Source organism: Pseudomonas sp. Tav-5-1A (genome assembly GCF_055755055.1).
Genome location: NZ_CM146901.1, coordinates 1,827,774 through 1,852,000, shown reverse-complemented (window position 1 = coordinate 1,852,000; position 24,227 = coordinate 1,827,774). Strand labels below are relative to the sequence as shown.

The window sequence follows — 24,227 nt, the reverse complement described above, 5'->3', positions numbered from 1 at the left end:
GAGTCCTTAGACATTGATCTTGGCGAACAGGGCTGGAAGGTAGAAGGCGGTGGGGTTTGACGTACCGGTCAATACGGCCTTCATGGTGCTGCCGCTGAAGTCCCATACGTTTTTGATGATCCGCCCCGCCGTTGAGCCGTTTGCCATCTTCATGGAGAAGTTGTTGACCAGCATGTACTCGTTGGCTGGATACGTGGTGGGCACGGTATAGAGGTTGTCGTAGGCGCCGTTCGCGCTGTTGGGAGTGGAGCTCACGAAAGTCCAGTTTTGCAGCGCGCGGGTGAAGACCGCGCACGGCGTGCCCGAGTCGAAGATCAGCGCCCCGGTTTCGTCCCACAGCCGCATGCCGAATGAAGCCAGCGGCTTGGCCTGGAAGGCAGCCGCGAAATACTTGCCGTTTGGCTGGGCATAGTTGACGTCGATAGTGCGCAGGTAGAACCCAGTCCAAGCGCCTGGCGATCCGTACGGCTGCACCATGCTGATACTCGCCGGGACCGACGAGTTGTCGGGCCGGCAGAAGATCAGCGGCGGCTCCTGGGTGGTGATCACCACGGGGAATGTGGTCACCGAACCCAGTCCCGACTCCTGCGTGGGCGCGTAACGCCCGCTGCAGATGACGCATAGCCGGGCGTAGACCGAATCCAACACCACGGTGTTGCTGTCGTTGGTGAACTCGACTCCGTAGCCCATCAGGAAAACCTTATGACCAGCAGGCGCTGGTTCCCGGAATTGCGTGACGCCGTGCTGGCGGCGTACCCGCGGTTGTAGTTGTAGACCTTCACCTGGTCCGTGAGCAGCTCGGTTTCATACTGGAAGGCCAGCAGTACGTCGTTGTCGTAGGCACCCACGGGGATGCACACGGCGACGGCATTGGCCGTGGTCACCCCGGGCACAGAAAACGTTCTGGTAGCCTGGGTGGTCTCCGTGAAATTGACCAAGGTCGAATACACCACCCGCATGGTGAACGAGGTCTCATCGATCTGGAGCGCGCCGTCGGCGCCCCAGATCCGCATTCCATAACTCATGCGTCCAAATTCCCCCACTGGTAGCGTTTGATCCCGGAGGCGTCAAAAACCTTGCCGCCGGCCCCATTGATGACCTGCCGGCCGCCCCCACCTAGCGCCGAGTTGATCTCGAACGTCCCGTCGAAATACAGCCTCCACCCCGTAGAGCCAGCAACGAAGTTGTTGGACTGGATGTAGTTGCCGATCTTGGCGTTGGTGATGGTGCCGTCCTGGATGAAGGTCGAGTTGAGGTAGTTGACCCCACCCGAAATGATGAACGGATAGGTCAACGTCCCGTCCCCTTTGGGGCTGGCAAACGAGATCTGGTCGGCCTGGAAGATGATGTTGCTCTGCAGCTTCCCTGCCACGTTCTCGATGCCGGCGCCGATACCCGCGACCACATACTGGCCCTGGGCATTGACCTGCAGCTTCACCGCCCACATGGCCGAGGCCTTGCCGTCAGCCGTCACCTGCGCCTGGCTCACCTGCTGCACAGCCGCGTTGGTGTCGTTGACCTGGGCCTGCACGGTGTCCACCTTGCGCGACACCGCGCCAGTAGCGTCGGCCAGAACCGACTGCACCGTGACAGTACCAGCGTAGACGGTGTTCTCGCCCACGTTCCAGTCATCGTCGCCCGTGTAGTCCGGCGTGATCTGCACGAACAGCCCGTCCGTGCGCTGCGCCTGGGCGGTGATGGCCGCCTCGGTGCTGGTCACCCGGGTATCGATGGAGCTGATCGCCGATGCCTGCCCGGCGTTGACGCTTTCGGCATCTGTTACCCGGCTCGTCAGACTGGTCAGGGCCGAGCCTTGGCTGGTGATCGTGCTGCCCTGCTGCGTTACGGTCGAAGTCAGCGCTTGCAGCGCGCTGTTGTCGGCCTTGGACGCCACCGAGTTGGTGAGTTGGGTGATGCTGCTCCCCTGGCTGGTGATCGTCCCCTCGGCAGTGGTCACCCGCGCATCCAGCGCAGATGTGGCCGAAGCGTTGGCCACGGCCTGGTCGTAGCTGGCCCCAATTACAAATGCCGACGGCTCGGTGACATTGTTCACCACAGGCTCGACCATGATGCGGTCGAACCACACCACCCGCCCGTTCACCGCCGACCGGTTGAGCTGAATGCTCAGCTGGCACTGGTTGCCCGAGTAGGTCGCCGCGTTCGACACGTCCATCACCACCGAATAGCGCGCCCAGGTATCCGTCAGGGTGACCAGGGTGGCCGGGCCGGTGTTGAAAGACGTGCCGTCGGCGTTCAGCACGCGCAGGTAGCTCGCGATCTGGTGACCGGCCACACTGGCTTTCGCCCAGTACGACACGATGTATTTCTGGGCCTTGAACGACATGTTGCAGGCCGCTGCCGTCAGTGCAGCCCCGAAGGTCACCGTGGTGCCAGTGGTGTTCGTCGAGGTGAACTTGAGCGCGTAGCCGCGCATAGCCAGCGCATCCGCCTCGGTGGCCACCGTAAAGGTGCCGGTGGTCAGCGGCGCGGGAGGCGTCGGGCCAAACACCGTGTACTCCGCCGGCAGGAGGTTGATGCCGCTGGCACCGAGCGTGCCGACAGCCGCCTGGACGCTGGTCAGCGAGTTGCCCTGCGCGGTGATGGTGTTCCCCTGCTGAGTCACCGTGTTAGTCAGCGCCGTGACGCTGTCGGCGCTGGCCTTGGTGTTGGCCACGGCCAGGGCATTGGCAGCCGCAGCAGCGGCGTCCGTCGCCACCTTGTCGGTCACCGCGGTCCAGGCGCTGCCGTTCCACCGCTTGGGCGTGTTCGCGCCACCGGTGATGTCAATCCACAGGTTCTGCGCCAACTGATCAGCGGCGGCCGGCGTATCGGCCTGCACCAGCACCTTGCCCTTTGAGCCCGCCAGGGTCGCCGCGTTGGTCGCCGCAGTCTGCGCGGCCGCCACATTGCTGTTGGTGGTCGTCAGGCTGTTGCCCAGCGAAACGATCTGGCTCGACTGGCTGGTGTTTACCCCTTCAGCCGCCGTTACCCGGGCGTCCAGGCTCGAAGTCGCGGAGGCGTTCGCCACGCTCTGGTCGTAGCTGCTGCCCGGAACGAACGCCGATGGCTCAGTGACGCCGTTGACGACCGGCTCGACCATGATCCGGTCCAGCCACACTGAGCGGTTGGCCACGCCAGAGCGGTTCATCTGGAAGGACATCTGCATCTTGGAGCCGGTGAACGTGGTGGTATTGCTCATATCCACCACCACCGAGTAGCGCGCCCAGGCGTCCGTCAGCGTCACCAAGGTAGCCGGGCCAGTGACCAGGGTGACGCCGTCAGCCTGCACCTCGCGGAAGAACTGCGCCACCTGGTGCCCTGACACGCTGGCCTTGGCCCAGTAGGAGACGATGTATTTCTGGTTTTTGAACGACATGTTGCAGCCGTCCACCGTCGCGCCGGTGCTGAAGTGCACGGCCAAGGTGGTGGTGGTTGTCGTCCAGTCCAACTTCAGCGCGTAGCCACGCAGCGCCACCGCATCAGCAACTGCCGTTGCCGTGAAATTGGTGCCGGCCAGTGTCGGCAGCGTGGCGCTGTAGACGGAGTATTCCCCCGGCAGCAGGTTCACACCACTGGCCCCCAGGCCGTTGACTGCAGCGGTCAGGTTGGTGACCGCCGTCGACTGCGAGGTCAGCGTCCCCTCGGCGGCCGTCACGCGGCCGGCCAGGCTGTTGAGTGCCGTGGTACTGGCTTTCGTCGCCAAGCCAGATGTGGTGCTGTTGACACTGTTCTCCAGCGAAGTTACGCGGTTGCCCTGGCTGGTGAGGCTGCCTTCAGACGAGGTGACGCGAGTCGTCAGGGCGTCCAGCGCCGACGCGTCAGCTTTACCGGACAGCGAGTTCTGCAGGCCGGTGATGGCCGTGCCCTGGCTGGTGTTCACCCCTTCAATGCTGGTGATCTTGCTTTCGGCAGTGCTGATGCGCGCGGCCAGGCCGTTCGAATCGCTGACGATCTGCCCCACGTCCAACCAGTAAGTGCTGTTCGGTGGCGCCTTGGCACCGGTGGCATCGGCCGGTACCGCGATCTTGGCCTGGTACAGGCGGCCGTCCTTGCGAGTGGAGGCGCCAGCATCGTAGGCCTTGTCCGCCTGGTATTCGGCAGCATCAATGATGTCGTTGACCTGCTGGTTGAGCTCGGCGACCTGAGCGTTGATCTCCGTCACCGAGTCCTGCACAGCCGACACCTGCCCGTTCACAACGTCGAGTTGATCGCTCACGGCCTGGACCTGGTCCGTGGCGGCCTGTTTCGCCTCCTCCACACGGCTGTTGACCGAGCCTGGCAGGCTGGCCGGGCCAGAGATCAGGTCAATCTGGTCGTTGATCTCCTTCGATAGCTCTGTTTCGCTGACCTTGCCCCCCAGCGCCGCGAGGAAGGCCGAAACGTCGTTGGACGTGGCCGCCGGAACGGACAGAAATGCGCTCTTGCCGTAGGCGTTGGTGGAGCGGACGAAGTAGTAATAGTTGGTGTAGAACGCCAGGCCCGTGTGCGTGAAGCTCAGCCCCTGGCCCAGGTAAACGGCTTCAGCAGCGGAATCCTGCGCGTTGGTGCTGAAGAAATATTCGTAGGTGCCGCCGTTCAGCCCGTGCAGGGTGTTGCTGGGAATCAGGGTGATCGCGTCGATGGTCGACTGAACCACGCAGGCTTCGGGGATTGGCGGACCGCTTATGCTGACGCTGATGGTAACTTCGCCTGAGCGCGCCAGAGGGCCGACGCTGGCAACGCCCATGGTGTAGTTGCCAGCCGGTAGGGCCGCGATATTCGCCTGGGTGGTCGGCGCCGGCAACGTCTGCGCCTGGATTACCGCTGTGCCCTGGCGCACTACAACGGCATATTCAGTCACGATCCCGGCTGGTTGAGTCCACGACAGCACACCCTGCACAACTTCAGCGTGATCGCTGGGCGCCCAAGCAAGGTTTGTTGGGCTGCCCAGGCCGCCGGCCGGCAGGCTGATGAAGCCCAGCGGGTTGTACGGCTGGCCCACGGCATCGCCGAAAATCGCCTGCTCATACTGGGCCAGGGCTACGGTGCAACCCTCGGTCGCGCCCATGTTCCAGCTGGTGACGATAAACTCGCCCAGGATGTTCAGCGACGGCAGGTTCAAGCGCACCACGCGGCCCGGCCTGCAGTTGTAGCCGGCGAAGTGCATGGGCAGGCTGATGGTGCCACCCGCGCGCCGGCGGCGCAGTTCGATGTTGGCCAAGCGCTGTGCCTGGTACGGGTCGGTGACGTAGGAAAAGCTCAGCGTCTCCGCCGCTTCCCCGCCGTCCTGGGTGACCCAGTCGTCCACCACCACCTCGGGGTAGTCGGTCTCGGCCCACGCCTGGGTGGTGTCGATGAAAGTGCCGCGCACGGTGTTGATGGCGGCATCGTTGGTCGGCTCGGTACCGCCGGTGATGGTGCCCACCACCATGTCTTCGGTGATTTCGAAATCGTACGGGCCGTAATACGCGCCCACCTGCAGCATCCACCGGCCGCCCACACGGATCAGCTTGCCGGCGCAGGCCGCTTCCAGCTTCTGCATGACCGAGGTCCGCTGTTCATCGGCACCGATTACGCACGACGAGGTGTAGCGCTGGCTGACGGTGCCGTCGGCGTTGGTGACGGCCTCATCGCAGACGTTCGCGGCGCTGGCGAAGGTCTCAAAAATGATTTCGTCGTCGGGGATGCCACAGCGGTTGCGCAGATACCACAGCGCGTGCAGCGCGGTGTTCTGCGAGTAGCCCACGGCGCCCGAGCGCGGATCGTAGATATCGTTGCGCCCGCGCACGACAAAGCGCACATCGGGTATGCCGGAGGGAAACTTCTCCGCGTTGTAGCGCAGCGACAGCCGCACAAACGACAGGCCCCGGCCAATCTGGGTGTCTTTCCAGTCCGGGCAGTTGGCCAACAGAAAGGCGTTCACGGCCGTGGGGTTCACCACCAGCTCATAGGTGGCGTCATCGCCGAAGGTGCTGATCGACTCTTCGCCCAGCAAAATATCCTCCAGGGCGTCGACCGGCCCCTCGCTGAGCACGTATACCAAGTGCACCAGTTCGCCTGTGGTTTGGGTGCCGCTTTGCTCCTGGGCCCACACCAGCACCCCGCCGGTACTGGCCCGGCCGAGGATGAAACGGATCGGCGCCTTGGACGACCGCACGGTCTGCGCTGAGGGCTCGCTGTCACGTAGGGAGGAACTGGTGCTGAGGGCATCCTGCTGGGTGGCGACATACAGCGCCAGGCCGGCGCCAATGGCCGCACCCATCGGGCCGCCCTGAACAAAACCGATGACCGCCCCGACCGCAACCTGGGCAATTTTGGAAACCGCTTGGCCCATTATTCGACTCTCCACACCGCCAGCGGGGTACAGGCGATGCGCCCTACCCCGATTTCTGTGACGGACCAATATTCGTTGGCCCAGAACACCGCCACGCTGCGCCCGCCTGGGCCCTCATACAGCGCCACGTCGCCGCGCTGGATGAAGGCCGGTGGTACCCGGGCGAAACACGCATCCCAGGCTGCCTCCAGGCTGCCGTGGTTCTGCTTGAGCAGCCGCTTGGCGGCGGTCTCGGTGGAGTACTTGCCGCGGTACAGGACTGCCGGATCGGTCCCGCATACCGCAACGGCGCAGTCAGCCGCGAACAGGCAGCAGTCAAATTCGCCCCATGAAAAAGGCCGCTCGAAGGCGGCCTTGATGGTGTCGTGAAGCGCGGTGGACCAATCTCGAATTCGCATAGGGTCACTTGTCGTAGGTAAAGGACGGCGCGTCCTTGCTGGCCCCCCAGTAAATGGGCCATTCAGCCATCTGCGCGACGGCGTAGAAGAAGCGGTCGCCCTCATGGCGCGCCCGGTGGTTTTCATCGGTCCAGCGCTCGGTGCCCGTGCGGCTCCATTCGGCCATCCGGTCGATGATGGGTACCGAGATTTTGTTGCCGTCCGAACCATTGCCACCAAACGCGAACTGGGCGGCATCCATGCGGCCGGAGAACAGAATGTCGGCGGCGTAGTTGCCGGCCTCGTCGAACACTACGAACAGCAGCTTCCCGGATCGCCCACGACACCCGCGGATGTTGGTTTCTTGCAGGATGTAGGCATCCAGGCCGGTCAGCGTCAGGTCGATGGACATAGGCGATCCCGAGTTGTCGCTTTCCTGGGCCTGGCCTACCTCCCCGAACGTGCCCACGCCGTCGTAGGTGATGCCGTCCAGCACCAACTGCCCGGTGCCGGTGTGCGCGAACACCATGCCGTCTTGGAAATCCAGCTGGCAGGCATAGACCACCATGAATTTGCCGGTCGCGATGATGTTCACGACGCTCTGGCTAAACGGAAACACAGCAGCCATCAGAAGGCCTCCCGCAGTTGCAGCGTGCCATTGGCCACCATGGGCTGGATGGTCAGGCTGTTGGAATCGTCGGTCCGGCGCATTTCTGAATAGGGATTGCGGTACTCGACTACGGCGCCAGCGGCCAACGCGCGGCGGATACGTTTGTTCAGCGAGACCACAACCTGGCCCTGGGCATTGGAAGCGGCGTTGTCCACCACCTCAAACATCTCCCCGTTGACGCTGATGTAATCGCCCAGGCTGAAAACCTGCTTGCTGGCCGTGACGCCACCGATGGTCATGGTGGTGGCCTGGGCATTGCCCGTGACCACTACCGCTGCGCCGATGTTGTCTGTGCGGCGCCGTGTGAAGGCCGGAAGGTTCACCGTGCCAAACATTCCCAGCAGCCGTCCGATGACGGCGGTGAGCTCGCGCTCCTTCGCCCGTGTCAGGCCGCTGAAGGTCAGCGTGCACTGCCAGTAGGCGCCCGGATAACCGACCACCTGCTGGGCATTCGACAGCGTCGAAGTGAACCCGCGGTTGTTGTAGACCATGCCCCAGCTCATTTCGTTGGGGCACAGCGTTGCCGGCCATGTGGTAGCCATTCACTTCTCCTGAGGCTCTATCGCTTGGCGATCAGCTGGCGGGCCGGGCCGTTCTGTTTGAGGTCGCGCAGCACCAGGTTGTATCCATCGACTGCCCCCTGCTTGGCCGCTGCCTGGACTTGCTGGACCGTTGCAGCATCAGCGTTGCCGCCAACACTGATGTGTTGTGTGATTCCGCCAATGGATGTCGTTGAGCCTACCGCCGCTTCAGCAGAAGAGGTGTCGCCCATTCCTAGCGCACGAACGCCGAGCGAGCCATCAGCGGCACGCGTGAGCGGCATGATGGCCTCAGGGCCAGCCTCCGCGAATATCCCCGCGCCTTTGGCAAATGCGAACATTTGCGGACTGTTGTGGACCTCGTTCGAGAATGCGGAAAGGCTGGGCGAGTCATACACCCCGCCCTTGGCGTTGGCCACTAGCGCCAGCGGCGTGCTACTGCCGGTCATTGTCCCAGTGCCCAGCGCAGCGCTGCCACCCGTCAGGAAGCTGAATGCGGTGCCAAGGAATCCGGCCGCTGCCTGCCGTACCTGGATGCGAATCAGATCCTCGATCACACCGTCAGCAAAGTCCTTGAAGGACAGCTTGCCGGTCTTCACGAAATTGATGATGCCGTCTTCCATGTTGGTGAAGGCGTTCGAAAATAGCGTCTTGGTCTGCCCGGCCACGTCGGCGGCCTGGTCGGCATAGTTCTGGAATGCCGACCGGGCCCCATTCATCCAGTCGCCCTGGGCTGCATCGATCTGCTTGAAGCCATCCTCCATCGCGGAGACCTGCTTGGGCAGATACTCATTGGTCAGGTCGATCTGGGCCTGCAGGTCGTTACGCTGCTTCTCCGTGGTGGCGTTGGCCAACTCGGTGCGCAGCGAGAGCAGCTTCTCGTTGGTCTCCCGCTCAAGCTCCAGGCGCTGCTGGGCGCGCTCTGCTTCTTTGTCGCCCTGCCCGATGGCAGCAGCCTGGTTGGCGTACTGGGCCCGGTCGTTGTTGAGCTTCTTCTCGAGCTCGCCGCGGTACTGCTCGGCCTGAGAAAGCCCCATCGCGGCCTTGGTGGCCGTGTTGAACTGCTCGGCGAGCCAGGCGGTGCCCTGTGCGTACTCGGCCTGGGTGATCTTGCCGTTCTTGTACAGCAAGTTCAGCTGTGCCGTGGTTTTCTGGAACTGGGCCGATGCAGCGCCCACCGGGTCGAAGGACTTTTTCAGCTCCAGGTAACCGGTGGCCGCCTGCTTCAGCTGCTCCTTGAGCGTGGTCTGAGCCTTGGAAGCGTCTCTGGTTTCCTTGGTGGCTGCCTTGTTGGCTTCGGTCTGGGACTTCAGCGCATAGGCGGTGGACATGATAGCCGTGCGGTCAGCTTCGGACAGGTCCTTGTGCTGGTCGAGGTAGCGGGTCGCCTCTTTCACCGCGTCGTTGTTGTCCTGCAGTTTGCCCAGCTGGGTCTGCATGGTCTGGAGATACTTTTCCCCGGCGGTGGTCATGCCAGCCGTGGCCTGAGCATTACCGTTGGCAGCCGCGCTGCCTTTGTTCATCTCGCCGTTGATAGCGTTGATGCGGTCCTGGGCCTGGGTTACGGATTCCTGAACGGTGGAGTAAGCCCCGGCCTGCTTGATGAGCGCGTCCGATATCTTGGGGTCCACCCGGGCATCGGTCTTGAGCTTTTCGAGGATCGGGGACAGCGACTGGCCGGCGGCCTTCGCGTCATCCAGTTGCTTGGCGTAATCCTTATAGACGGTGGTGCCGGTTTCACTGGACCGTGGACCGACAAGGCCGGTCTTCAGCATGTTCTGCAGCTTTGCGTATTCCTCGCCGGCGGCCTTCACGCCCTCGGCTTCGGCTTCCCCCCACTTAACCAGGGCCGCAGCCTTCTGGTCGCGGGTCAGCGTCTTGAACTTGGCGATGACATCGTCCAGCGGGCCCTTGAGGCTTTCCAACCCTTCGGCCGCCTTGTCGGTGCTGCTGCGGAAGTCCATGAACGACAATGCTGCGGCGGCAGCGATGAACACCAGGCCGACCGGCCCGCCGAACAGCGCCAGCGCACCCTTGCCGGCGGTCGCCAGGGCGCCCAGCGCTCTTCCGGTCACGCTTGCAGCGGCAGCAGCATCTGCTGACGCCACGCTCAGCGCATTCACTGCGGCAGTGGTCTCACCCAGAGCCAAGGTTGCAGCAGTACGACCTGCATACGCCTTTTCAATCAGTGCTGACGAAGCAACGGTAGTCGTGGCCAAGGACCGCTCGGCGGCCTCGACTTGCTTGATCACAGCGACCTGAGCAAGGCGAATCTCGGCCAGGCGGGCAACCGAAGCGGCGCGGCCTTGCTCGTTGATCTGCGCTTTGAGCCGTTCCTGCTCGAGCGCCAGCTCGGCCGCCAGCGCAGATTCGACAGATTTGATGTTGGCTAGCTCTGAGGCTTGCCGAACACGGTCCGAGGATACTTTCCCTTGGGCAGCGCTCAGCTCGAGGTTTGCTCGCTCCAGGGATGCCTTGGCATCGATCTGCTTCGCCTGCGCGGCCAGCAGGTCCTGCTGGGCGACCTTGGCAGTGGTAGCCAAAGCCGTTTGGTTAGCCTTCGCCGCATATAGCGCTTCGGCCCCCTGCTGGGTAAAGCCGCCAGCCACCCGGGCAAGAGCCACATACAGACCGGTCGTGAATGCTTGCGATAGGGCATCGGAGTTTTCACGGATGCCGTCCAGCACCGTGGGTAGACTCCCGTCAATCGTCTTGGACGCGGTGAGAATTTCCCCTGCGACCTTGCCGCTAGCCCCCGACATTTGGTCGATTTCACCAATGAACCTAGTCACGGAGTTCCCAACTACCGTCAAGCTACCGCCAATCGTTGCGCTCATTTTGGAGAACAACGAGTCGACCGCCCCAGCCTGGGCCTGAAGCGCTTTGACGACCGCATCTGCCGTCAGCAGCCCCTGAGCCCCTAGGTTGCGCAGATCGCCAACGGTTTTCCCCATGCCTTTCGCGATGGCCTGGGCCAAAGCAGGTGCTTGTTCCAGCACGGAGTTCAGCTCTTCGCCGCGCAGCACGCCGGAGGCAAAAGCCTGGCCGAGTTGGATCAGCGCAGCATTCGCGCTCTCCGCAGATGCCCCGGAGATCGCCAGGGTTTTACTGATGGTGCCCACGACGCCGGCCACTCCCTGGCTGGACAGCTTGAGGGCATCCTGATTGGTGGCAATGCGCTGGTAGAGCTCCGCCGTCGCATCAAGTGGCTGCCGGGCGCTCTGGGCAATCCCAAACACTGCGTTCTGAGCCTGCGCCAGCTCATACGAGCCGTCAGTCACCAGTTTCAAGCGGTTGGTGAGCGAACCGTAGGCCTCGGTAGCTTCATAGATGCCGTGCAGGCTAAAGGCTGCGGCGAGTGGTGCCGCCAAACCTGCGGCCACGCTTGCCAGGGATGTGAATTGACTCTCGAGCGCTTGCAGCTGACTAGAAGCCTTGGTGGCCGCCGACGCAGTGCTGGCCACGGACCTGGACGCTTGATCCATGCCCTGCTGAAAGCCACCAATTTTGGCGACCAGGTCGAGCGTCAGCGTGCCCAGCGATCGCGAAGCCATACATTTTCTCCAGGCATAAAAAAACCCGCCTGAGCGGGTTTTGTGTTCAATTTCGGCCTAAAAAGTTACGGCCATCAGCTTTTTCCAGGTCCCACCATCGGTGGTAGCCATGAATTTCCGGCCATCCTTCAAGTAAGCGGCGAATGCCACCTCCTTCTTGTTCCCGCCAAGCAGGATGCCTCCGATCGCGCCCAGCGGACCGAGCAGCACAGCACCTGCAACCCCCCAACCAGCGGTCCCTGCGAGCTTCTTCACCTTTTCCTCATCCAATATCTCGGTTCGATCCAATTCGAGTCCGAGGTTTATGGACTCACCCTTCCACGGATGATCCTTGGTACTCGCTTTGCTCATCAGGGCGACGCCGAACGTGCCGTTAAACTGCCAAGCCCCCTTATCGATATCTCCCGCTTCAACTTTGATTGTGGCCATAGGTCCTCCTTGATTTATGGCACAACAATAGCACCGGTTTTGGCTGCAACCAATCAGACCCACTCCTCCATTGCCTGCACCAGCGTAACCGGTGGCCGCTCGGCGTTGGGCATGAAGTCGATGAGGTCGGACTTACCGGCCCCCAGTCTGTGCACCTGTAGGGCAATAATCGCGGCCATCTGCTCCTGGCGCTGCATCGTGTTGAACGATCCGTGTTTCGCCCGATACGCCGCCCAGGCCGTCATCTCCACGTAGCTCATGTTCTGCCTGAGCTCTGCAACCGTGCGCCCGCCGACTCCGTTGAGCACCAGTTCGTGCAACAACTCATCGGCGGCCGTCAGTTTTTTACCGGGGAGTTCACCTCGTTAACCGCCTGCAGCAAAGCCACACCGAGGCCAGGGTCGAGGTTGACGGCGTCCTCAAACGGCAGTTCCTCCTCGCCTTCCGGGCCGAAGAACACGCTGGCGGCCAGGTACCGCGCGTTGCGGTACTTCTGATCATCACCACCGGTGAACATGGACTCCATCACGCCGAACGCGTGCCGGCGGATGTGGACCACAAACTTGTCGGTCAACATCTTCGGCTTGCCGTTCGGCTTGGCAGATTTCGGCGCAGCTGGATCGAGGCGGGTCCAGGTCACTTCCTTCTTGACGAAGGCGTCGGCGATCACGCCGCCCTTTTTCTTCAGGTCATCCAGATTCATGGCCAGCCCTTATGCGGTTTTCGGGATCCAGGCGGAGCCGCCCGAACGCTGGATGGATACCGCGGTGCTGACGTTCGCGTTTGCGGCGAAGTCGAACGGGAAGTCCGCGACGTAACCTTCGAAGACAAACCAGGTGCGCGATTCGGGAAGCTCGAAATCATCGCCAGCAGTGTTCAGGGTTGGCGGCTCGGTACCATCAGACCAGCCCACCGCCCATTTGATGGTGGTCTCACCGTCAGCTTCGGAAAGCTGGTGGAGGCGGATGTGGCTCGCGTTCCGCGGGTCGGCCAGGACGGTCATCGAAGCCTGGCCAGGGGTGCGCATGCCTTTTTTCGACTTGCGGACGGTGTCCTCGAGGCAAGTGTCGTCGATCTGGTCGGCCGGGGAGCCGCCAGGGTTGAAAGCGGTCGCGCAGTCGATAGGCAGGACGCTGAGCGGCGCGGTGCCGGTCACCGGCGGAACCAGCGCATAAATCTTGGTGCCTTGGGTCAAAATCGACATGGTTTTCTCCGAATGTCGGGCAAATAAAAGCCCGCACTGGGCGGGCATCGGTCAAATCGGGTGGTCAGCGGTAAACCCACCAGTCCACGTCGAAGCTGTAGCGGTAAATTTTCGTCTGCTCGTCGCGAGAATCGCCATTCCAGCGGGTGATGTAGGCCTTCAGTTCGATGGCATCACGGATGGCAGCGGCAACGTTGCGTGTTTGAGTGGCAGCCGTGCCATACACGTCGATTTGCAGCTCAAATCGGTCCGAATCTGGCCGGTCCGCCAGGTAATCTTCTGGCTCACCGCCCACAACCTGCCAAACCGCGTAGGGCTTGGCCACGCCTGCGGGCGCCTCGCCAAACAGATACAGGCGGCAGTCCACTCCGGCACCAATCAGCGCGCCGACACCAGGATCAGCAGCGCAGACCTCAAAAATGGGTGCGTACATCCCTACCCCCTCAGCGCGGCATCAATTTCGGCGTTCAGTTCGGTGACGAAACGCTCAGTGACAGGCCCGATATTCTCGGAAAGCGCCGGGCGCATGAACGGCGCTGCGGGATTGTGCTCAGTGCCGAACTCGATGTACCGCCAGTGCCTGGTGTCGCCACCAGGGTTGCCGGATGCATCCTTGCTGTACTGGTTGGAGCCGGCGCCGCCACGGACGCCAACACGCATCACCACACCGCCCACCTGGCTGCCCTCCTTGGGCGAATCCTGGGTGACGATGTTCTTCCAGATCTTCTCGGCGGTGGCAGGGTCGTCCAGCGCCTTCGCCCGGGCCTTGGCGGCGTCACGAACGATATTCATCGCGCGGCGGGCCGCCTTCTTCAGCCCGGACCGCTGCAGCTTCGGCGCCAGCCCGCGCATCTTGCCGACTACGCCATCCGCCCCCTGAATGCGAAATTCACCCATCGTTCACCCCCGTCGCCACCAGGATGCTCAAGTAATCCTTGCCGGACACGGCGTCAGCCAGAGGCGGCCCGACAATGCTGTAAATCTCACCGCGGTAAAGGATTCGCATGGTCGCGAGAACTCCAGGCCGGTACCGGATGACAACGCGAGCCGTCGCTTCCGCCTGCTCAGCCTTCGCCGCAAGGAATTCCCGGCTGCTGAGCGGCTCAAAGGCGGCCGGGCACTTCTCCCAAACGGCGACCCACTGTTCGCCCAGCATTTCCCCGGTTTTGGGATCTCGACCCGCCACCTTTTGCTGAATGTCGATCCTGTGTCGCAACCGGCCGGCGCGAATCATACGGCCAGCCTCGTCCGGTACGGCCCGAGCAGCGACTTGGATGCCATCGGTAATTCCGTTGCAACCACCCCCACGACAACCTCCTCGCGGTTGGCAAAGAGGTGCCCGACGATCAGCAGGCACGCGGATGTGATCGAAGCGTTCAGCACCATCCCGTAGGCCACGGCATCTACTGCATCATGCGCATCCGCCAAGGCCTGCCGGGCATGGTCCAACAAGCGGCGACGGTCATGCTGATCCGAGACGGCATTCGCCGCTTCCACAGCAGCCGAATGAGCTGCCCGGGCCGACTCCATACTGGCAGCCATGCCAGCCCGGGCAGCATCGAGCTCAGCCTGGTCGGAAAACACGCGGCGGTTCAGGAACGCCATGGCTGCTTCTTCTGCAGCTTCGAGCTTGTCCTGGACCAGGTCCTGATCTTCAGGCTCCGCCAGCACGTGCCTCATGGCACGTTCAATGTCGATCAGGCTCATGAATTACTCCTGAGGAGCTGGCGGCGGTTCTTCAGCTGGTGGCGGAGCTTCACCGTCACCTAGCACCGGCTCTGATTCATCCTTGGCCGCCAGCGGCTCGCCACCTGCGACCAGGCGCGATAGCTCGGTGGTGGCCTCGGCCTTGGTGCCGGCGAAGACACCGACCTGCTCGCCTGAAGCGTCGACAATGATCCAGTTGCCACGCTCGAGCTGCTTCAACTCGAAAGCAGGCGCCTGAGGCCCGAGAGAATCCGAAGTGAGGGCCTTGGAGGTAGCAGGATCGGCCGTCAGGTCGATCACAGGGCTTTCGTCAGTTTCATGAAGCTCGGCGAACTTCTTCGCGAGAAGCTGCCGGCCATGCTGCTCGTCAGTGATAAACGGCGTCCCCTCGACCAAGGTCTTGCCACCCAGGTAGAGCGGTTTTGTGGTCTTCAATTTCATGACTGTCTCCAGTGGGCCGCCGCCTGGGCGGCCCTGTCAGGTCAAGGGGTAGTTGGAGCGGTGAAGGTGCCGTAGATGAACGCCTCTGGACGCTTGCAGGCCAATGCCAGACGCTCCTCGCAACGGATCGAGATCATGTTTTTCTCGAAGTCGTCGGCGTTCTCGGTCGAGATCACCACGTTGGCGTCTTCACGGTCGAAGATCTGCGCGCCGGTCTGGAACGCACCGGTCAGGAACTTGCCCTGGAATGCTGCGATCTCGGTGGCCACAACTGGCAGGCCCCAGAGCAGCGGCCCGGCCAGGCCCAGGGGGTTTGCAAGGATGTAACGGCCCAGGCTGTCCTTGGTCAGCTCGATCTTCGCCCAGTCAATGAAGTGCAGGACGTGGCCGGAGGCCGGCAGGCGAGCCAGCTGGGCCTGCAGCATGGCCAGGCGCAGGTCATCGATGCCGGATTGGTTGGCTACCTCGAAGGCAGCATCGAAAGCGCTGGCCTGCGGCACAATGCCTTCCAGATGCGCACCGGTGCCGTCGCCGAACAGAATTTCCTGCTCTTCGACGTACTTCAGACCAAAGCGCATTTCGGTATCCAGGGTGGACGACAGCTGTGCGAAGTCATCCAGGATCTGCTTGGATGCCTTGAACATGTGCGCAAGAGTACGAACCGGGGTGATCTTCTCGGCAAAGGTGATGTCGCTGTACGGCTTCTGGGTGTTTTCGACCACCGCCTTCGCGGCGTTGGTGAAGCCAGTCTGCTGAACCCAGTAGATGGTGTTCGAGACGGTTCGACCTGGGGCGATCAGATCGCGGATGAACAGGCGCTGCTTCGGCATGACGTCGATGCCAGGCTGACGATCCGGGGCAACGATGGTGCCCGGCACGTTGGCGGTCAGCAATGCGGCACTAACCGGGACGCTCAAGCGCTTGGAAGCTTCGATGTTCTTGGCGAAATCCTTCAGCGCCTCGCTCTTGATCACCACACCGCCCAGGGTGTCCTGCGCGCTCTGGCGCGACTGCGATGGAAGCCGGGCGAATTCTTGCTCGAGCTCGCCCAGCTGCGCCTTCAGCTGCTTCTCGGCTTCGGTGAGGCTGTTGAACTTGGTCGCCAGTTCGTCGACAGCGTTTTTGGTTTCGGCGGACAGGCTGCCGGCCTTTTTGGCTTCGTTCAGGGCGTTTTCCGCCTGCTTGCTGAAATCGTCAGTCGCTTTTTTCAGCTCGGCCGAGACGTTCTTCAGCAGGTCAGCAGTAGATTCAGGCATTTTCATTCTCCGGTATTGATAGCTGCTGCCGAAAACCGCGATAGCGCGGCCTGTAGTTCGGCAATTGGTGTGGCCAAGTCGGCCGGTGTTTCGGCAGCGTTTTGCTTGCCGGAGGGGGTAGCGCCAGGCATACCCGCCTTGAGTTCTTTGATGAGGGCCCGGCGCTCGCTGCGCGGCATACCCTGCTTCGCGAGGATGGTGTCCAGTCGGCGCGCGGCCGCCTGGTGTGGCTCAACCTCGGGGTCTTCTTTTGTGGCGTCGGAGGCCAGCAGCGAGTCGGCGAAGCCGGCTTCGATTGCGTCACTGCCCCCCATCCAGGTCTCGACATCCATGAGTTTGCGGATATCGTCGGCCTTGTCGCCCGTGCGAACCGCATAGATGTCAGCCAGGGTGCCGTCGATCTGCTCAAGGAAATCGGCAACCTCGCGCAGCTCATTCCGGTCGCCTGCGGCCATGGTCCAGCTGTTGTAGATCATCAGGAAGCCAGCGCGTGCGATCTGTACCTCATCCGCCGCCATCGCGATGAACGAGGCCGCCGAGGCAGCCAGGCCCAGCACCTGGACGGTGACCTTTCCTTTGTGCTCGCGCAGCAGGTTGTAAATTGCCAGGCCTTCGAATACGTCGCCGCCCGGGCTGTTGATCTTCACCGTCACGTCGCTGTCGCCAATGGTGCGCAGCGCCGCACTGACGCGCTTGGCAGTGACGCCGTCGCCGGTCCACCAGTCGTACCCGATCGGGTCGTACATGGTGATGGTGTTGTCGTCCGTTGCCGCGGCCTTGATCGATGGGTTCCAGCGCTCCAAGGCCTTGGGCATCAGGTCGCAGTGAACCTGCGCGCACGGGCGAGCCGCCGGCGCGGCCGGAATGGACTTCAGGGTCATGGGTTACTCCAGATTCAGGCTGCTTTGAGCAATGGCAGCGATATCAGCGCGTGCGCCATCACCGGCCCGTCAGGGTTGCCGGCCTCAAGCGCCTTGTTGGCCAGGTCGAAGGCATCGCGGATGGTCGCCTGATCGCCAGTCTGGTTGGCTGCGGCAATGCGCAGCATAAAGGCCGTGGCTGCGGGGGACATACCCGCGGATTGTTTGCCAAGCTGGTCCAAAGGCACCAGGGCCGACTGCACCGTATAGGTGTCGCCGCCGGGGATCGGCGGCAGGTTCTCCAGCCGCCGCACCTCATTTCGGCACATCCAGCCGTTTTGCAGCGCGGTGTTGTACCAGGCACCGCGGCCGGCACTGTCCGCACGCAGCAGGCCCTCAACCGAGAACTCGGCGAAGAACTCATCAGCAGCGCTGTCACCGATCAGGCACCGCGTGATTTCCTGCTCAATATTCACGAGCAGAGGCCGCAGGCTGTTAGTCAGGAAGTGCAGATTCTGCGCTTCGACCGAACTGGCCCAGCTTGACTGCTTGTCCATGTGCCCAACCATGAAAGGCGGCACGCGGAACCAGCGGCACATTTCCTCGATGTTGAACGAGCGCGACTCCAGCATTTGCGCCGCCTCGGGGTCCATCGTGATGCCCTGGTACTTGAAGCCAGCCTCGGCAACCATGATCTTCCCGGCGTTCGTGGACCCCATAAACGCCTGCAGGCTTTTCCGGATCTGCTCCCGCTGCAGCGAAGTAATTTTCGTGTCGCTACTCAAAATGCCAGAGGCCTGCATACCCTGAGCAAATACCTTGGCGGCAGCCTCCTCAACAGCCATAGCTGAACCAAAGATTTCGCGGCCGGTGGTAATTGGCAGCATGCCGCAGACGCCATCCAAGCCAAAGCCGCGGATGTGCATCAGGTTTTTTTCGGGGATGTCTCGCTCGACACCATCCTCGGTGTAGGTGTATTTCAGCCGGCCGGTGTCATCGCGCTTTACCCGCATGCACTGTGGCAGAAGCGGCACCAGGGCAATGATCCGGCTGCCAATCATCTTCTTCTCGACAAAGGCATTGCCACGCAAGCAGATGCTGGCAACGACCAGTAGCATGAACCGCTGCGGGGTCATTTCTGAGTTAGGTGTGCGGCAGAGCACCCGGTAGAGCGGGTGATCCTTGGCCGGCGTGCGCGAACCATCTGGCATGCGCTGGTACAACTTCAGCGGAAGCGTCGAGACCGACTCCGACAGCAGGCGAACACAAGCCCAGACAGTGGATAGCTGCATCGCTTTGTCCACTGAAACATGCTTGCCCGCGGCGGAGGTGCCGAACCACTCCTGCCAGAAAGCCCCATCCTTTAGGCCAATAGGGACGCCGAGCCAATTTTGCAGCGCAGCCTTCACCCGGCCTGGTTTCTTGTTGGCCATCACATTCCTACCATGATCGGGTTGTCGAAGAAGCCCTGGAGGTCGCCAGCACCTTCAGGGTTGAGGGCCATCAGTGAGACGGCGTCAAATGTGGACATCAGAGGGTCGATCTTGGCCGATCCGCTGGCCTGCTTGGTGATGGTTATCGCGTTGCCCTGGGGGACAACCCGAGCGTTACCCACGCACCAGCTCATTAACGCGCTGCCGCAGTGCACCAACTCGCCCCCTGCCACCTTGCGTTCAGTCGTCTTGATAGCCCCGTTCAGCTTCCAACCCTGCGAGATGGCGACAATCTGCTCCATCTCGATGCCACGCTCCTCGGTTGTGAGCTCATCGACGATGTCACCGATACCCGCAGCGTCGACACCGATTGCCATCTTCTCAGGCAGGAGGCCCCGATCACGGATATCGCAGATGATGTCGGCGACGGCTTGGACGTCATCGCCTGGTCGCTCAACGACGGTTAGGTCTCCATCCCGCTCGAAGTCGTGCAGCACGCTGGCAATATCCTTCCTACGCTCAAACACGATCTTGTGGGCCCAAGCGTGCGACCAATGCAGCCAACGACGTGTCTCGATCTCCCGGCCGATGACGGTTAACCCCAACAAGTCGTCTAGACCGCCACCGTCGATGCCTACCGTCACCACTTCAGATCGCTGCAGCAGGCTCTCCAGGGTTAGGCCCGTCTCAGCTGCAGATTCCCAATGATCGGCGCCTGCCCATCGGTCTGAGCGCAGGTCCAGGCCGATCTCGACATTGAGATGCTTCGCCAGGAAGCCGCGTATAGCCCCCTCGCCTTCTGCCTGAGCCTCCTGGTACTTCTGCTCGATGACCTCCCGATCGACAGAAAGCCCCCAGTTGGGGTTGGTCACATGGGCGTTTGCCAGGTCGCGGTGCTCGTTCCGATTAATCATCCCTTTCGGGAATTCGTAGATCACCGGCAGGAAGCGCCGGTCCTCGATTTCTCCGTCACGCACTTTGCGCGCATAGTCCAGTTTGGCCTTGAAAGCGCCGGCCGGTGGCTCATCAGATTGGGTGGTGCAGTAGAAAACGAAACCCTCTGGACGTGATGCCAACCCGCCGGTGGCCTCAACCAGCATCTTCGCCGATTTGGCCTGCTTGCCGAACTCCCAGAGTTCGTCGATGAACACGCCAGTGGCTTTCTTGCCGGTGACGGTGGCCGAATCAGCCGCTACCACCTTCAAGGTTGCCTTGTTCAAGTTGTCGGTTACGATCCGGTTGTATTCCTGCACATGGAACCTCGCCTGCAGATCCTCGTCCGCATCGATCATGTCCCGAATCGGCTTGAATGCGTTGTCTGCCGCTTCCTTCGTCGGCGCCAGGATCAGGAACTCGCCGGACGGCCGGGTGTTCAGGATCAGCGCCGTCAGCATGATTCCCGCAGCGATCGTCGACTTGCCGTTCTTCTTGCTGACCATCAAGAAGTAGTTGGTGATCAGTCGACGGCCGGTCTCCGCGTCATACGCGCCGAAGAGCGCGGCCACCAAGTCGAGCACCCAACTGCGGCAGGTATCCCCCATCAGAGGACTGCCGTCGGCATCAACCATTCGAAGGTTACCGAACACGTCTAGAGCGTCTTCTGCCTGCTCGGGGAAGATGGGCTCTAACGGCACAAGCGACTGCCCGCGGACGATCCGGCTTTCCCAGTCGGGACACGCGGTAGTCCACCTATTCATTTGACGGCCTTCAAATGACGCTCACGCAGCCCGAAGCGGCTACCGCTGGAACCCACCTTCGCAGCTTCTTCGAGCTTCTGTTCTTTCTTGCCCATACCGGATTTCTTGCCGTGGAAGTAAGGCAGCGCCGACTGGGCCGCGTTGCGCCGGTCAAAGATCTTGGCCTGGGGATCGTTCATCAGAGCCAGCAACCAAACGAGCGGGTCATCAGTGTTGGGCAGGTTGACCAGGTCGCTGGAGTCATCCCCCAGCGAGGCGTCACCGAGGGTCTCGCCTCCCGGTTCCGGCTTAACATTTCGGGGCGCCTTTAACTTTTCCAGGGCGGCAGCCACATCAGGGTCTTTGGCGAGCCGAGAACCTGCCGCCGATGCGCTGCCCGCCGCGTAACCTGCGGCTTCAGCCGCTTCGCGATTCGAGGCACCAGCGGCCTTGGATTCGACAAAACGGCGCTTTTTCTCTGTTAACGCCATTAACAAAAACCTCTGAAACGGGAAAAAAATTCACGCGTGCGGGGGCGGGTGGTCTTGGAACGAAAAGGTCCGAACTTTTTACCCTCCCCCCATCGGGGAAGTGACGTGCCGCACCGAAAAGGTGCATTTGTGGCACGCCATTGACGTGCTTACCGCGCGCCGCGGGCCTCTGCCTCCTCGCGCTGCTTCACCGAGGAGTGGCAGGTCGTGCACAGGGACACCCAGTTCGACCTGTCCCAGAACAGAGTCATGTCGCCACGGTGCGGGATGGCGTGGTCGACCACGTTGGCTGCGGTCACGCGGCCTGCCTTCTCGCAGTAGGCGCACAGCGGGTGAGCCTGCAGGTGCACCAGCCGAGCCTTCTGCCACTTGTAGCCGTAGCCACGCTGGGCTGCCGTCTCTTTGCCCGCGCGCCAGGAGTCAGCGTTGATGGTGGAAAGTCGGTCCGGGCTGGTCTGCACCCTGGTCTTGAGCGTGGTCAGCTTCATCAGGTACTGCCTTTGATGGGTGAGCCATCCATGTAGGCCAACGGTTGCCGGTCATCATCGCCTTCATCGCCGGCCAACTCCTGGAGGAGGATGGCCTGCTGCTCGGCCATGGCCTCAAGTATCGCCGTCTGCTTCTGCATCTCAGCCAGCAGCGCGGCGGAACCAGGCTGGATCGCGACTTTGATATCAGGCTGAGACACCAGGATCGTACAGCCGAGCCTTTCAGCTAGAGGCTTCAGGGTCTTGACCGTCAGCTGGTGCTGCTCCCTGGTCATCGCGCTCTTCGGGTAAATCACCAGCAGGTCGCCCGGGCTGGGCCTGAGCTGCTGGACCTGGCTCGAATAATCGTTGGGCTCGTTCATAGGCCACCTTGCTCCACTTGGAAATCCACTCGCGCCGGGCGGCGCACCCGGCGCAGGCCATGGTTAGGCAGCCTTCTGCGACAGAGCGACCAGGTGTTCCCACTCGGCTTCCACGTCGTGGCCCAGGGTGGTGAGCAGCTTCTTGAGCAGGTCGGTGTCCGTAGTCGGCGCGGTGGTCCGAGCCGAGAGAGAGGAAACGGCGGTGGCAGGTGCATTGGCGGATTGTTGTGCAGCAGCTTCATCAGCCATGACTGGCTCCTTCTGGGTAGTTGGCCCGGCGAACCAGGCGCGGATGGATTCGATGATGGCGCGGATGGTCATCAAGTGCCTGCCTTGCGCCGCTCCTGGCCGCGCCATACGAAGATGTGGTGGCGCCGTGCCCAGGCGTACATGACGATGCCCGCATGCAGCGAGACCTCAGCCGGGTGGGTAGCGTGGCCTCGCAACTGAGCAGCCAGCAGGGCGAACGCGCTCACGGCGACTAGGTAGAACGACACGGCCAGCATGGGCTGTTCAAACGGATGGATGCGCCGCAGGTAGTCAATCGCAGCCAGGATGACCAGGCTGCACAGCACCGCGTCGACTGCACTCAAGATGGTGTTCATGGTCCGGTACCTCTGAAAGACCCGATCTGCCCAGCAATGGCCTTGAGGCCGGGGATGATGTTCATCGCCAGCAGGCCGATCAGGAAGGCCACCCCATTTTGTGAGTCTGCGTCAGTCGGCAGCTTGAAGTAGGCAACGACGAGTTGCGTGGTGAAGATCGCGGACACAAAGCCCGTGACCACCGCTGCGGCTGCCTGCTTGCGAGTCAGTCCGCGGAGGAAGGTGAGCGAGAGGATGGCGCCGGCGAATCCAGCGATGGCAACGCCGTACTTCGCCAACAGTGCTCCTGTGGCAGTAGTGGCTGGTTCCATTGGAAACTCCGGCAGGAATAAAAAAGCCCGCATAGCGACGGGTGAGGTGGTTCAGCGGCGATGCAGCAGCCCGCCGGGCCGAAGCTCCTTGCAGATCACTTTGCGGACCTGCTCAGCGAGTTGTTCCTCACTGGAGCACCGCTCAAGGTGTTCGGCGAGCTCGCTACCAACCTCGGTTTTGGAAATCTGGGCAGCAAGATCGTCCAGAAGCTTGGTCGCGTCGCGCTGTGATTGTTCGAACGCAAGCCGGTCAACGTCTGCCAGAAACTTAGAGCCCAGACCAACCCCTGCGGCGACGATCTGGCCATTCGAATTGATGGACATCTTCAGCGACCAGTTGCTGTCGAGCTTTGCTTGGTTGACCGTTCCTGCATCCACCTCCGCCCGGCGGATATAAGTCACGCCGTCGACAATAATGAATGGCGCAGGCTCTGGCGCTTTCACGTCAGCGCCGAGTAGGCCGCCCATCCTCATCACACCGTTTACCTCCAGGAACCCGGTGTCGGCGTGAAGCTTCCAGCCGGAGACGCCCGGCGCGTAGTTCTTGCTCTGCATGGTTGCGCTCCAGATGGCAAAAAGCCCCGGTAGATGCCGAGGCTCAAAATAGGTGCAGATGCCGGGTGCTGATCGGCCCGGTTGTGCAGGTTCATTGCCCGTGCACGGCTCTGCGCATCAGCCTGCGCTCTCATCTGCATAACGTGCGTGTCTTCCCACGCTGCCCGCCAAGGCCGCCCCATTAGCACAACGAGGACTGGGGCTCCTTGACTGCCGGTGTTCTTCTGCAACACGTGACTACCGGCTATACCGTGTCCAGGACTGCCCGAAGGCCCACCCTGGCTGTGGCTCCACATCAAAAACGAAAAGGCCCCGCACGATGGCGAGGCCTGAAAATATGGTTGCGGGGGCTGGATTTGAACCAGCGACCTTTGGGTTATGAGCCCAACGAGCTACCAGGCTGTTCCACCCCGCAAAAACGAAAAAGCCCAGCGCAGTGGCTGGGCCTTCTAAACCGGAAAGCGGCTAGTACGTATCAACGCCACTGAGTCGAGCCTCAGCAAATCTCAAAGGAGTGAGGGCTGAAAACTTGAAGTTTTCGCCTGGGCCGATGTCCTGCCCATTGGCAAGGGTGTTGCCTACAACATTTCCCTGCTCATCATAAAGCTTGAAGTTCACAAACATGTTCTTGATGACAGCGTCTGTATTGTTGTGCGCGATACCTTGCACTGCAAAACCGCCAGGCGCGGCAACCACATGAATATCCCGAACCTCGACCTTATCGCTCGCTGACGCTGCACCAGCGAGGAGCAATACCGCGATGGCGATTAATTTTTTCATTCCGTGGCCTCTCACCTATTGAAAAAAGACACCATCGCCTATCGCCGACAATCGTGTCAATCAAGAGGGGAAATGACACATACAAAAAAGCCCGACTCAAAGGCCGGGCTTTCTGTCGATCCCCTTAACGCGCAGGGATCAATTGATGGGTAGCAATTTCGCTCATTTGCTCACTA

28 protein-coding genes and 1 tRNA gene are annotated in these 24,227 nt (G+C 61.8%); all 29 read right to left on the bottom strand.

The window, feature by feature from the left end; genetic code table 11:
- Positions 1-6 precede the first annotated feature (6 nt).
- Positions 7-690, bottom strand: a complete 684-nt coding sequence (locus tag AC0J42_RS08315; RefSeq protein WP_473005804.1) for a hypothetical protein — start codon at positions 688-690, stop codon at positions 7-9.
- The gene (locus AC0J42_RS08310; protein ID WP_473005803.1) at positions 690-1,025 is read right to left on the bottom strand and encodes a hypothetical protein; all 336 of its coding nucleotides are present in this window, start codon (positions 1,023-1,025) and stop codon (positions 690-692) included. The genes AC0J42_RS08315 and AC0J42_RS08310 overlap by 1 nt, the downstream gene beginning before the upstream one ends.
- Positions 1,022-6,313 carry a phage tail tip fiber protein gene (locus AC0J42_RS08305; protein ID WP_473005802.1) on the bottom strand — a complete coding sequence of 1,764 codons (5,292 nt, stop codon included), beginning with the start codon at positions 6,311-6,313 and terminating at the stop codon, positions 1,022-1,024. Before AC0J42_RS08305 ends, AC0J42_RS08310 begins: the two co-directional genes overlap by 4 nt.
- The gene (locus tag AC0J42_RS08300) at positions 6,313-6,711 is read right to left on the bottom strand and encodes a DUF6950 family protein (RefSeq protein WP_473005801.1); all 399 of its coding nucleotides are present in this window, start codon (positions 6,709-6,711) and stop codon (positions 6,313-6,315) included. The genes AC0J42_RS08305 and AC0J42_RS08300 overlap by 1 nt, the downstream gene beginning before the upstream one ends.
- A gap of 4 nt (positions 6,712-6,715) precedes the next feature.
- Positions 6,716-7,318, bottom strand: coding sequence for a hypothetical protein (locus AC0J42_RS08295; protein WP_473005800.1), 603 nt, complete (start codon positions 7,316-7,318; stop codon positions 6,716-6,718).
- Positions 7,318-7,902, bottom strand: a complete 585-nt coding sequence (locus AC0J42_RS08290) for a hypothetical protein (RefSeq protein WP_473005799.1) — start codon at positions 7,900-7,902, stop codon at positions 7,318-7,320. The genes AC0J42_RS08295 and AC0J42_RS08290 overlap by 1 nt, the downstream gene beginning before the upstream one ends.
- Before the next feature lie 17 nt (positions 7,903-7,919).
- Positions 7,920-11,453, bottom strand: coding sequence for a phage tail tape measure protein (locus tag AC0J42_RS08285; RefSeq protein WP_473005798.1), 3,534 nt, complete (start codon positions 11,451-11,453; stop codon positions 7,920-7,922).
- A 57-nt stretch (positions 11,454-11,510) separates the two neighbouring features.
- Positions 11,511-11,882: a hypothetical protein gene (locus AC0J42_RS08280; RefSeq protein WP_473005797.1), complete on the bottom strand. Its 372-nt coding sequence runs from the start codon at positions 11,880-11,882 to the stop codon at positions 11,511-11,513.
- A 53-nt stretch (positions 11,883-11,935) separates the two neighbouring features.
- Positions 11,936-12,202, bottom strand: coding sequence for a phage tail assembly protein T (locus AC0J42_RS08275; RefSeq protein ID WP_473005796.1), 267 nt, complete (start codon positions 12,200-12,202; stop codon positions 11,936-11,938).
- 17 nt (positions 12,203-12,219) lie between these two features.
- Entirely contained in the window at positions 12,220-12,585 is a 366-nt protein-coding gene (locus tag AC0J42_RS08270) for a phage tail assembly chaperone family protein, TAC (RefSeq protein WP_473005795.1), read from the bottom strand.
- 9 nt (positions 12,586-12,594) lie between these two features.
- The gene (locus AC0J42_RS08265) at positions 12,595-13,086 is read right to left on the bottom strand and encodes a phage tail tube protein (protein WP_473005794.1); all 492 of its coding nucleotides are present in this window, start codon (positions 13,084-13,086) and stop codon (positions 12,595-12,597) included.
- A gap of 64 nt (positions 13,087-13,150) precedes the next feature.
- Positions 13,151-13,519 carry a DUF3168 domain-containing protein gene (locus AC0J42_RS08260; protein WP_473005793.1) on the bottom strand — a complete coding sequence of 123 codons (369 nt, stop codon included), beginning with the start codon at positions 13,517-13,519 and terminating at the stop codon, positions 13,151-13,153.
- 2 nt (positions 13,520-13,521) lie between these two features.
- Positions 13,522-13,983, bottom strand: a complete 462-nt coding sequence (locus AC0J42_RS08255) for an HK97-gp10 family putative phage morphogenesis protein (protein WP_473005792.1) — start codon at positions 13,981-13,983, stop codon at positions 13,522-13,524.
- Positions 13,976-14,317, bottom strand: coding sequence for a phage head closure protein (locus tag AC0J42_RS08250; RefSeq protein ID WP_473006825.1), 342 nt, complete (start codon positions 14,315-14,317; stop codon positions 13,976-13,978). Before AC0J42_RS08250 ends, AC0J42_RS08255 begins: the two co-directional genes overlap by 8 nt.
- A complete protein-coding gene (locus AC0J42_RS08245; RefSeq protein WP_473005791.1) occupies positions 14,317-14,793 on the bottom strand; it encodes a head-tail connector protein in 477 nt (158 codons plus the stop codon). The genes AC0J42_RS08250 and AC0J42_RS08245 overlap by 1 nt, the downstream gene beginning before the upstream one ends.
- 3 nt (positions 14,794-14,796) lie before the next feature.
- Entirely contained in the window at positions 14,797-15,234 is a 438-nt protein-coding gene (locus tag AC0J42_RS08240) for a hypothetical protein (RefSeq protein WP_473005788.1), read from the bottom strand.
- Positions 15,235-15,275: 41 nt separating this feature from the next.
- A complete protein-coding gene (locus tag AC0J42_RS08235; protein ID WP_473005787.1) occupies positions 15,276-16,490 on the bottom strand; it encodes a phage major capsid protein in 1,215 nt (404 codons plus the stop codon).
- Positions 16,491-16,492: 2 nt separating this feature from the next.
- Positions 16,493-17,371: a head maturation protease, ClpP-related gene (locus AC0J42_RS08230; protein ID WP_473005786.1), complete on the bottom strand. Its 879-nt coding sequence runs from the start codon at positions 17,369-17,371 to the stop codon at positions 16,493-16,495.
- Between the two features lie 14 nt (positions 17,372-17,385).
- Positions 17,386-18,783, bottom strand: a complete 1,398-nt coding sequence (locus tag AC0J42_RS08225; protein WP_473005785.1) for a phage portal protein — start codon at positions 18,781-18,783, stop codon at positions 17,386-17,388.
- A complete protein-coding gene (locus AC0J42_RS08220; protein WP_473005784.1) occupies positions 18,783-20,480 on the bottom strand; it encodes a terminase large subunit in 1,698 nt (565 codons plus the stop codon). Before AC0J42_RS08220 ends, AC0J42_RS08225 begins: the two co-directional genes overlap by 1 nt.
- The gene (locus AC0J42_RS08215; RefSeq protein ID WP_473005783.1) at positions 20,477-20,950 is read right to left on the bottom strand and encodes a terminase small subunit; all 474 of its coding nucleotides are present in this window, start codon (positions 20,948-20,950) and stop codon (positions 20,477-20,479) included. Before AC0J42_RS08215 ends, AC0J42_RS08220 begins: the two co-directional genes overlap by 4 nt.
- A 149-nt stretch (positions 20,951-21,099) precedes the next feature.
- On the bottom strand, positions 21,100-21,438 hold the full coding sequence (locus AC0J42_RS08210; RefSeq protein ID WP_473005782.1) for an HNH endonuclease: 339 nt from the start codon (positions 21,436-21,438) through the stop codon (positions 21,100-21,102).
- On the bottom strand, positions 21,438-21,800 hold the full coding sequence (locus AC0J42_RS08205; protein WP_473005781.1) for a hypothetical protein: 363 nt from the start codon (positions 21,798-21,800) through the stop codon (positions 21,438-21,440). The genes AC0J42_RS08210 and AC0J42_RS08205 overlap by 1 nt, the downstream gene beginning before the upstream one ends.
- 63 nt (positions 21,801-21,863) lie before the next feature.
- Positions 21,864-22,121, bottom strand: coding sequence for a hypothetical protein (locus AC0J42_RS08200; protein ID WP_473005778.1), 258 nt, complete (start codon positions 22,119-22,121; stop codon positions 21,864-21,866).
- Entirely contained in the window at positions 22,121-22,405 is a 285-nt protein-coding gene (locus AC0J42_RS08195; protein WP_473005777.1) for a hypothetical protein, read from the bottom strand. The genes AC0J42_RS08200 and AC0J42_RS08195 overlap by 1 nt, the downstream gene beginning before the upstream one ends.
- Positions 22,402-22,716 (bottom strand): peptidase M48, Ste24p, encoded by a 315-nt coding sequence (locus AC0J42_RS08190; RefSeq protein ID WP_473005775.1) that lies wholly within the window; start codon positions 22,714-22,716, stop codon positions 22,402-22,404. The genes AC0J42_RS08195 and AC0J42_RS08190 overlap by 4 nt, the downstream gene beginning before the upstream one ends.
- Positions 22,717-22,767: 51 nt before the next feature.
- Positions 22,768-23,271, bottom strand: coding sequence for a hypothetical protein (locus AC0J42_RS08185; protein ID WP_473005774.1), 504 nt, complete (start codon positions 23,269-23,271; stop codon positions 22,768-22,770).
- A 338-nt stretch (positions 23,272-23,609) separates the two neighbouring features.
- Positions 23,610-23,686 (bottom strand) — tRNA-Met (locus AC0J42_RS08180).
- A gap of 50 nt (positions 23,687-23,736) precedes the next feature.
- Positions 23,737-24,051 (bottom strand): FxLYD domain-containing protein, encoded by a 315-nt coding sequence (locus tag AC0J42_RS08175; protein ID WP_473005772.1) that lies wholly within the window; start codon positions 24,049-24,051, stop codon positions 23,737-23,739.
- Between the last annotated feature and the right edge of the window lie 176 nt (positions 24,052-24,227).

Bases quoted from the DNA above. Each gene is read 5' to 3' on its own strand.
- AC0J42_RS08315 (WP_473005804.1), bottom strand. From the start codon at position 690: ATGGGCTACGGAGTCGAGTTCACCAACGACAGCAACACCGTGGTGTTG.
- AC0J42_RS08310 (WP_473005803.1), bottom strand. From the start codon at position 1,025: ATGAGTTATGGAATGCGGATCTGGGGCGCCGACGGCGCGCTCCAGATC.
- AC0J42_RS08305 (WP_473005802.1), bottom strand. From the start codon at position 6,313: ATGGGCCAAGCGGTTTCCAAAATTGCCCAGGTTGCGGTCGGGGCGGTC.
- AC0J42_RS08300 (WP_473005801.1), bottom strand. From the start codon at position 6,711: ATGCGAATTCGAGATTGGTCCACCGCGCTTCACGACACCATCAAGGCC.
- AC0J42_RS08295 (WP_473005800.1), bottom strand. From the start codon at position 7,318: ATGGCTGCTGTGTTTCCGTTTAGCCAGAGCGTCGTGAACATCATCGCG.
- AC0J42_RS08290 (WP_473005799.1), bottom strand. From the start codon at position 7,902: ATGGCTACCACATGGCCGGCAACGCTGTGCCCCAACGAAATGAGCTGG.
- AC0J42_RS08285 (WP_473005798.1), bottom strand. From the start codon at position 11,453: ATGGCTTCGCGATCGCTGGGCACGCTGACGCTCGACCTGGTCGCCAAA.
- AC0J42_RS08280 (WP_473005797.1), bottom strand. From the start codon at position 11,882: ATGGCCACAATCAAAGTTGAAGCGGGAGATATCGATAAGGGGGCTTGG.
- AC0J42_RS08270 (WP_473005795.1), bottom strand. From the start codon at position 12,585: ATGAATCTGGATGACCTGAAGAAAAAGGGCGGCGTGATCGCCGACGCC.
- AC0J42_RS08265 (WP_473005794.1), bottom strand. From the start codon at position 13,086: ATGTCGATTTTGACCCAAGGCACCAAGATTTATGCGCTGGTTCCGCCG.
- AC0J42_RS08260 (WP_473005793.1), bottom strand. From the start codon at position 13,519: ATGTACGCACCCATTTTTGAGGTCTGCGCTGCTGATCCTGGTGTCGGC.
- AC0J42_RS08255 (WP_473005792.1), bottom strand. From the start codon at position 13,983: ATGGGTGAATTTCGCATTCAGGGGGCGGATGGCGTAGTCGGCAAGATG.
- AC0J42_RS08245 (WP_473005791.1), bottom strand. From the start codon at position 14,793: ATGAGCCTGATCGACATTGAACGTGCCATGAGGCACGTGCTGGCGGAG.
- AC0J42_RS08240 (WP_473005788.1), bottom strand. From the start codon at position 15,234: ATGAAATTGAAGACCACAAAACCGCTCTACCTGGGTGGCAAGACCTTG.
- AC0J42_RS08235 (WP_473005787.1), bottom strand. From the start codon at position 16,490: ATGCCTGAATCTACTGCTGACCTGCTGAAGAACGTCTCGGCCGAGCTG.
- AC0J42_RS08230 (WP_473005786.1), bottom strand. From the start codon at position 17,371: ATGACCCTGAAGTCCATTCCGGCCGCGCCGGCGGCTCGCCCGTGCGCG.
- AC0J42_RS08225 (WP_473005785.1), bottom strand. From the start codon at position 18,783: ATGGCCAACAAGAAACCAGGCCGGGTGAAGGCTGCGCTGCAAAATTGG.
- AC0J42_RS08220 (WP_473005784.1), bottom strand. From the start codon at position 20,480: ATGAATAGGTGGACTACCGCGTGTCCCGACTGGGAAAGCCGGATCGTC.
- AC0J42_RS08215 (WP_473005783.1), bottom strand. From the start codon at position 20,950: ATGGCGTTAACAGAGAAAAAGCGCCGTTTTGTCGAATCCAAGGCCGCT.
- AC0J42_RS08210 (WP_473005782.1), bottom strand. From the start codon at position 21,438: ATGAAGCTGACCACGCTCAAGACCAGGGTGCAGACCAGCCCGGACCGA.
- AC0J42_RS08205 (WP_473005781.1), bottom strand. From the start codon at position 21,800: ATGAACGAGCCCAACGATTATTCGAGCCAGGTCCAGCAGCTCAGGCCC.
- AC0J42_RS08200 (WP_473005778.1), bottom strand. From the start codon at position 22,121: ATGACCATCCGCGCCATCATCGAATCCATCCGCGCCTGGTTCGCCGGG.
- AC0J42_RS08195 (WP_473005777.1), bottom strand. From the start codon at position 22,405: ATGAACACCATCTTGAGTGCAGTCGACGCGGTGCTGTGCAGCCTGGTC.
- AC0J42_RS08190 (WP_473005775.1), bottom strand. From the start codon at position 22,716: ATGGAACCAGCCACTACTGCCACAGGAGCACTGTTGGCGAAGTACGGC.
- AC0J42_RS08185 (WP_473005774.1), bottom strand. From the start codon at position 23,271: ATGCAGAGCAAGAACTACGCGCCGGGCGTCTCCGGCTGGAAGCTTCAC.
- AC0J42_RS08175 (WP_473005772.1), bottom strand. From the start codon at position 24,051: ATGAAAAAATTAATCGCCATCGCGGTATTGCTCCTCGCTGGTGCAGCG.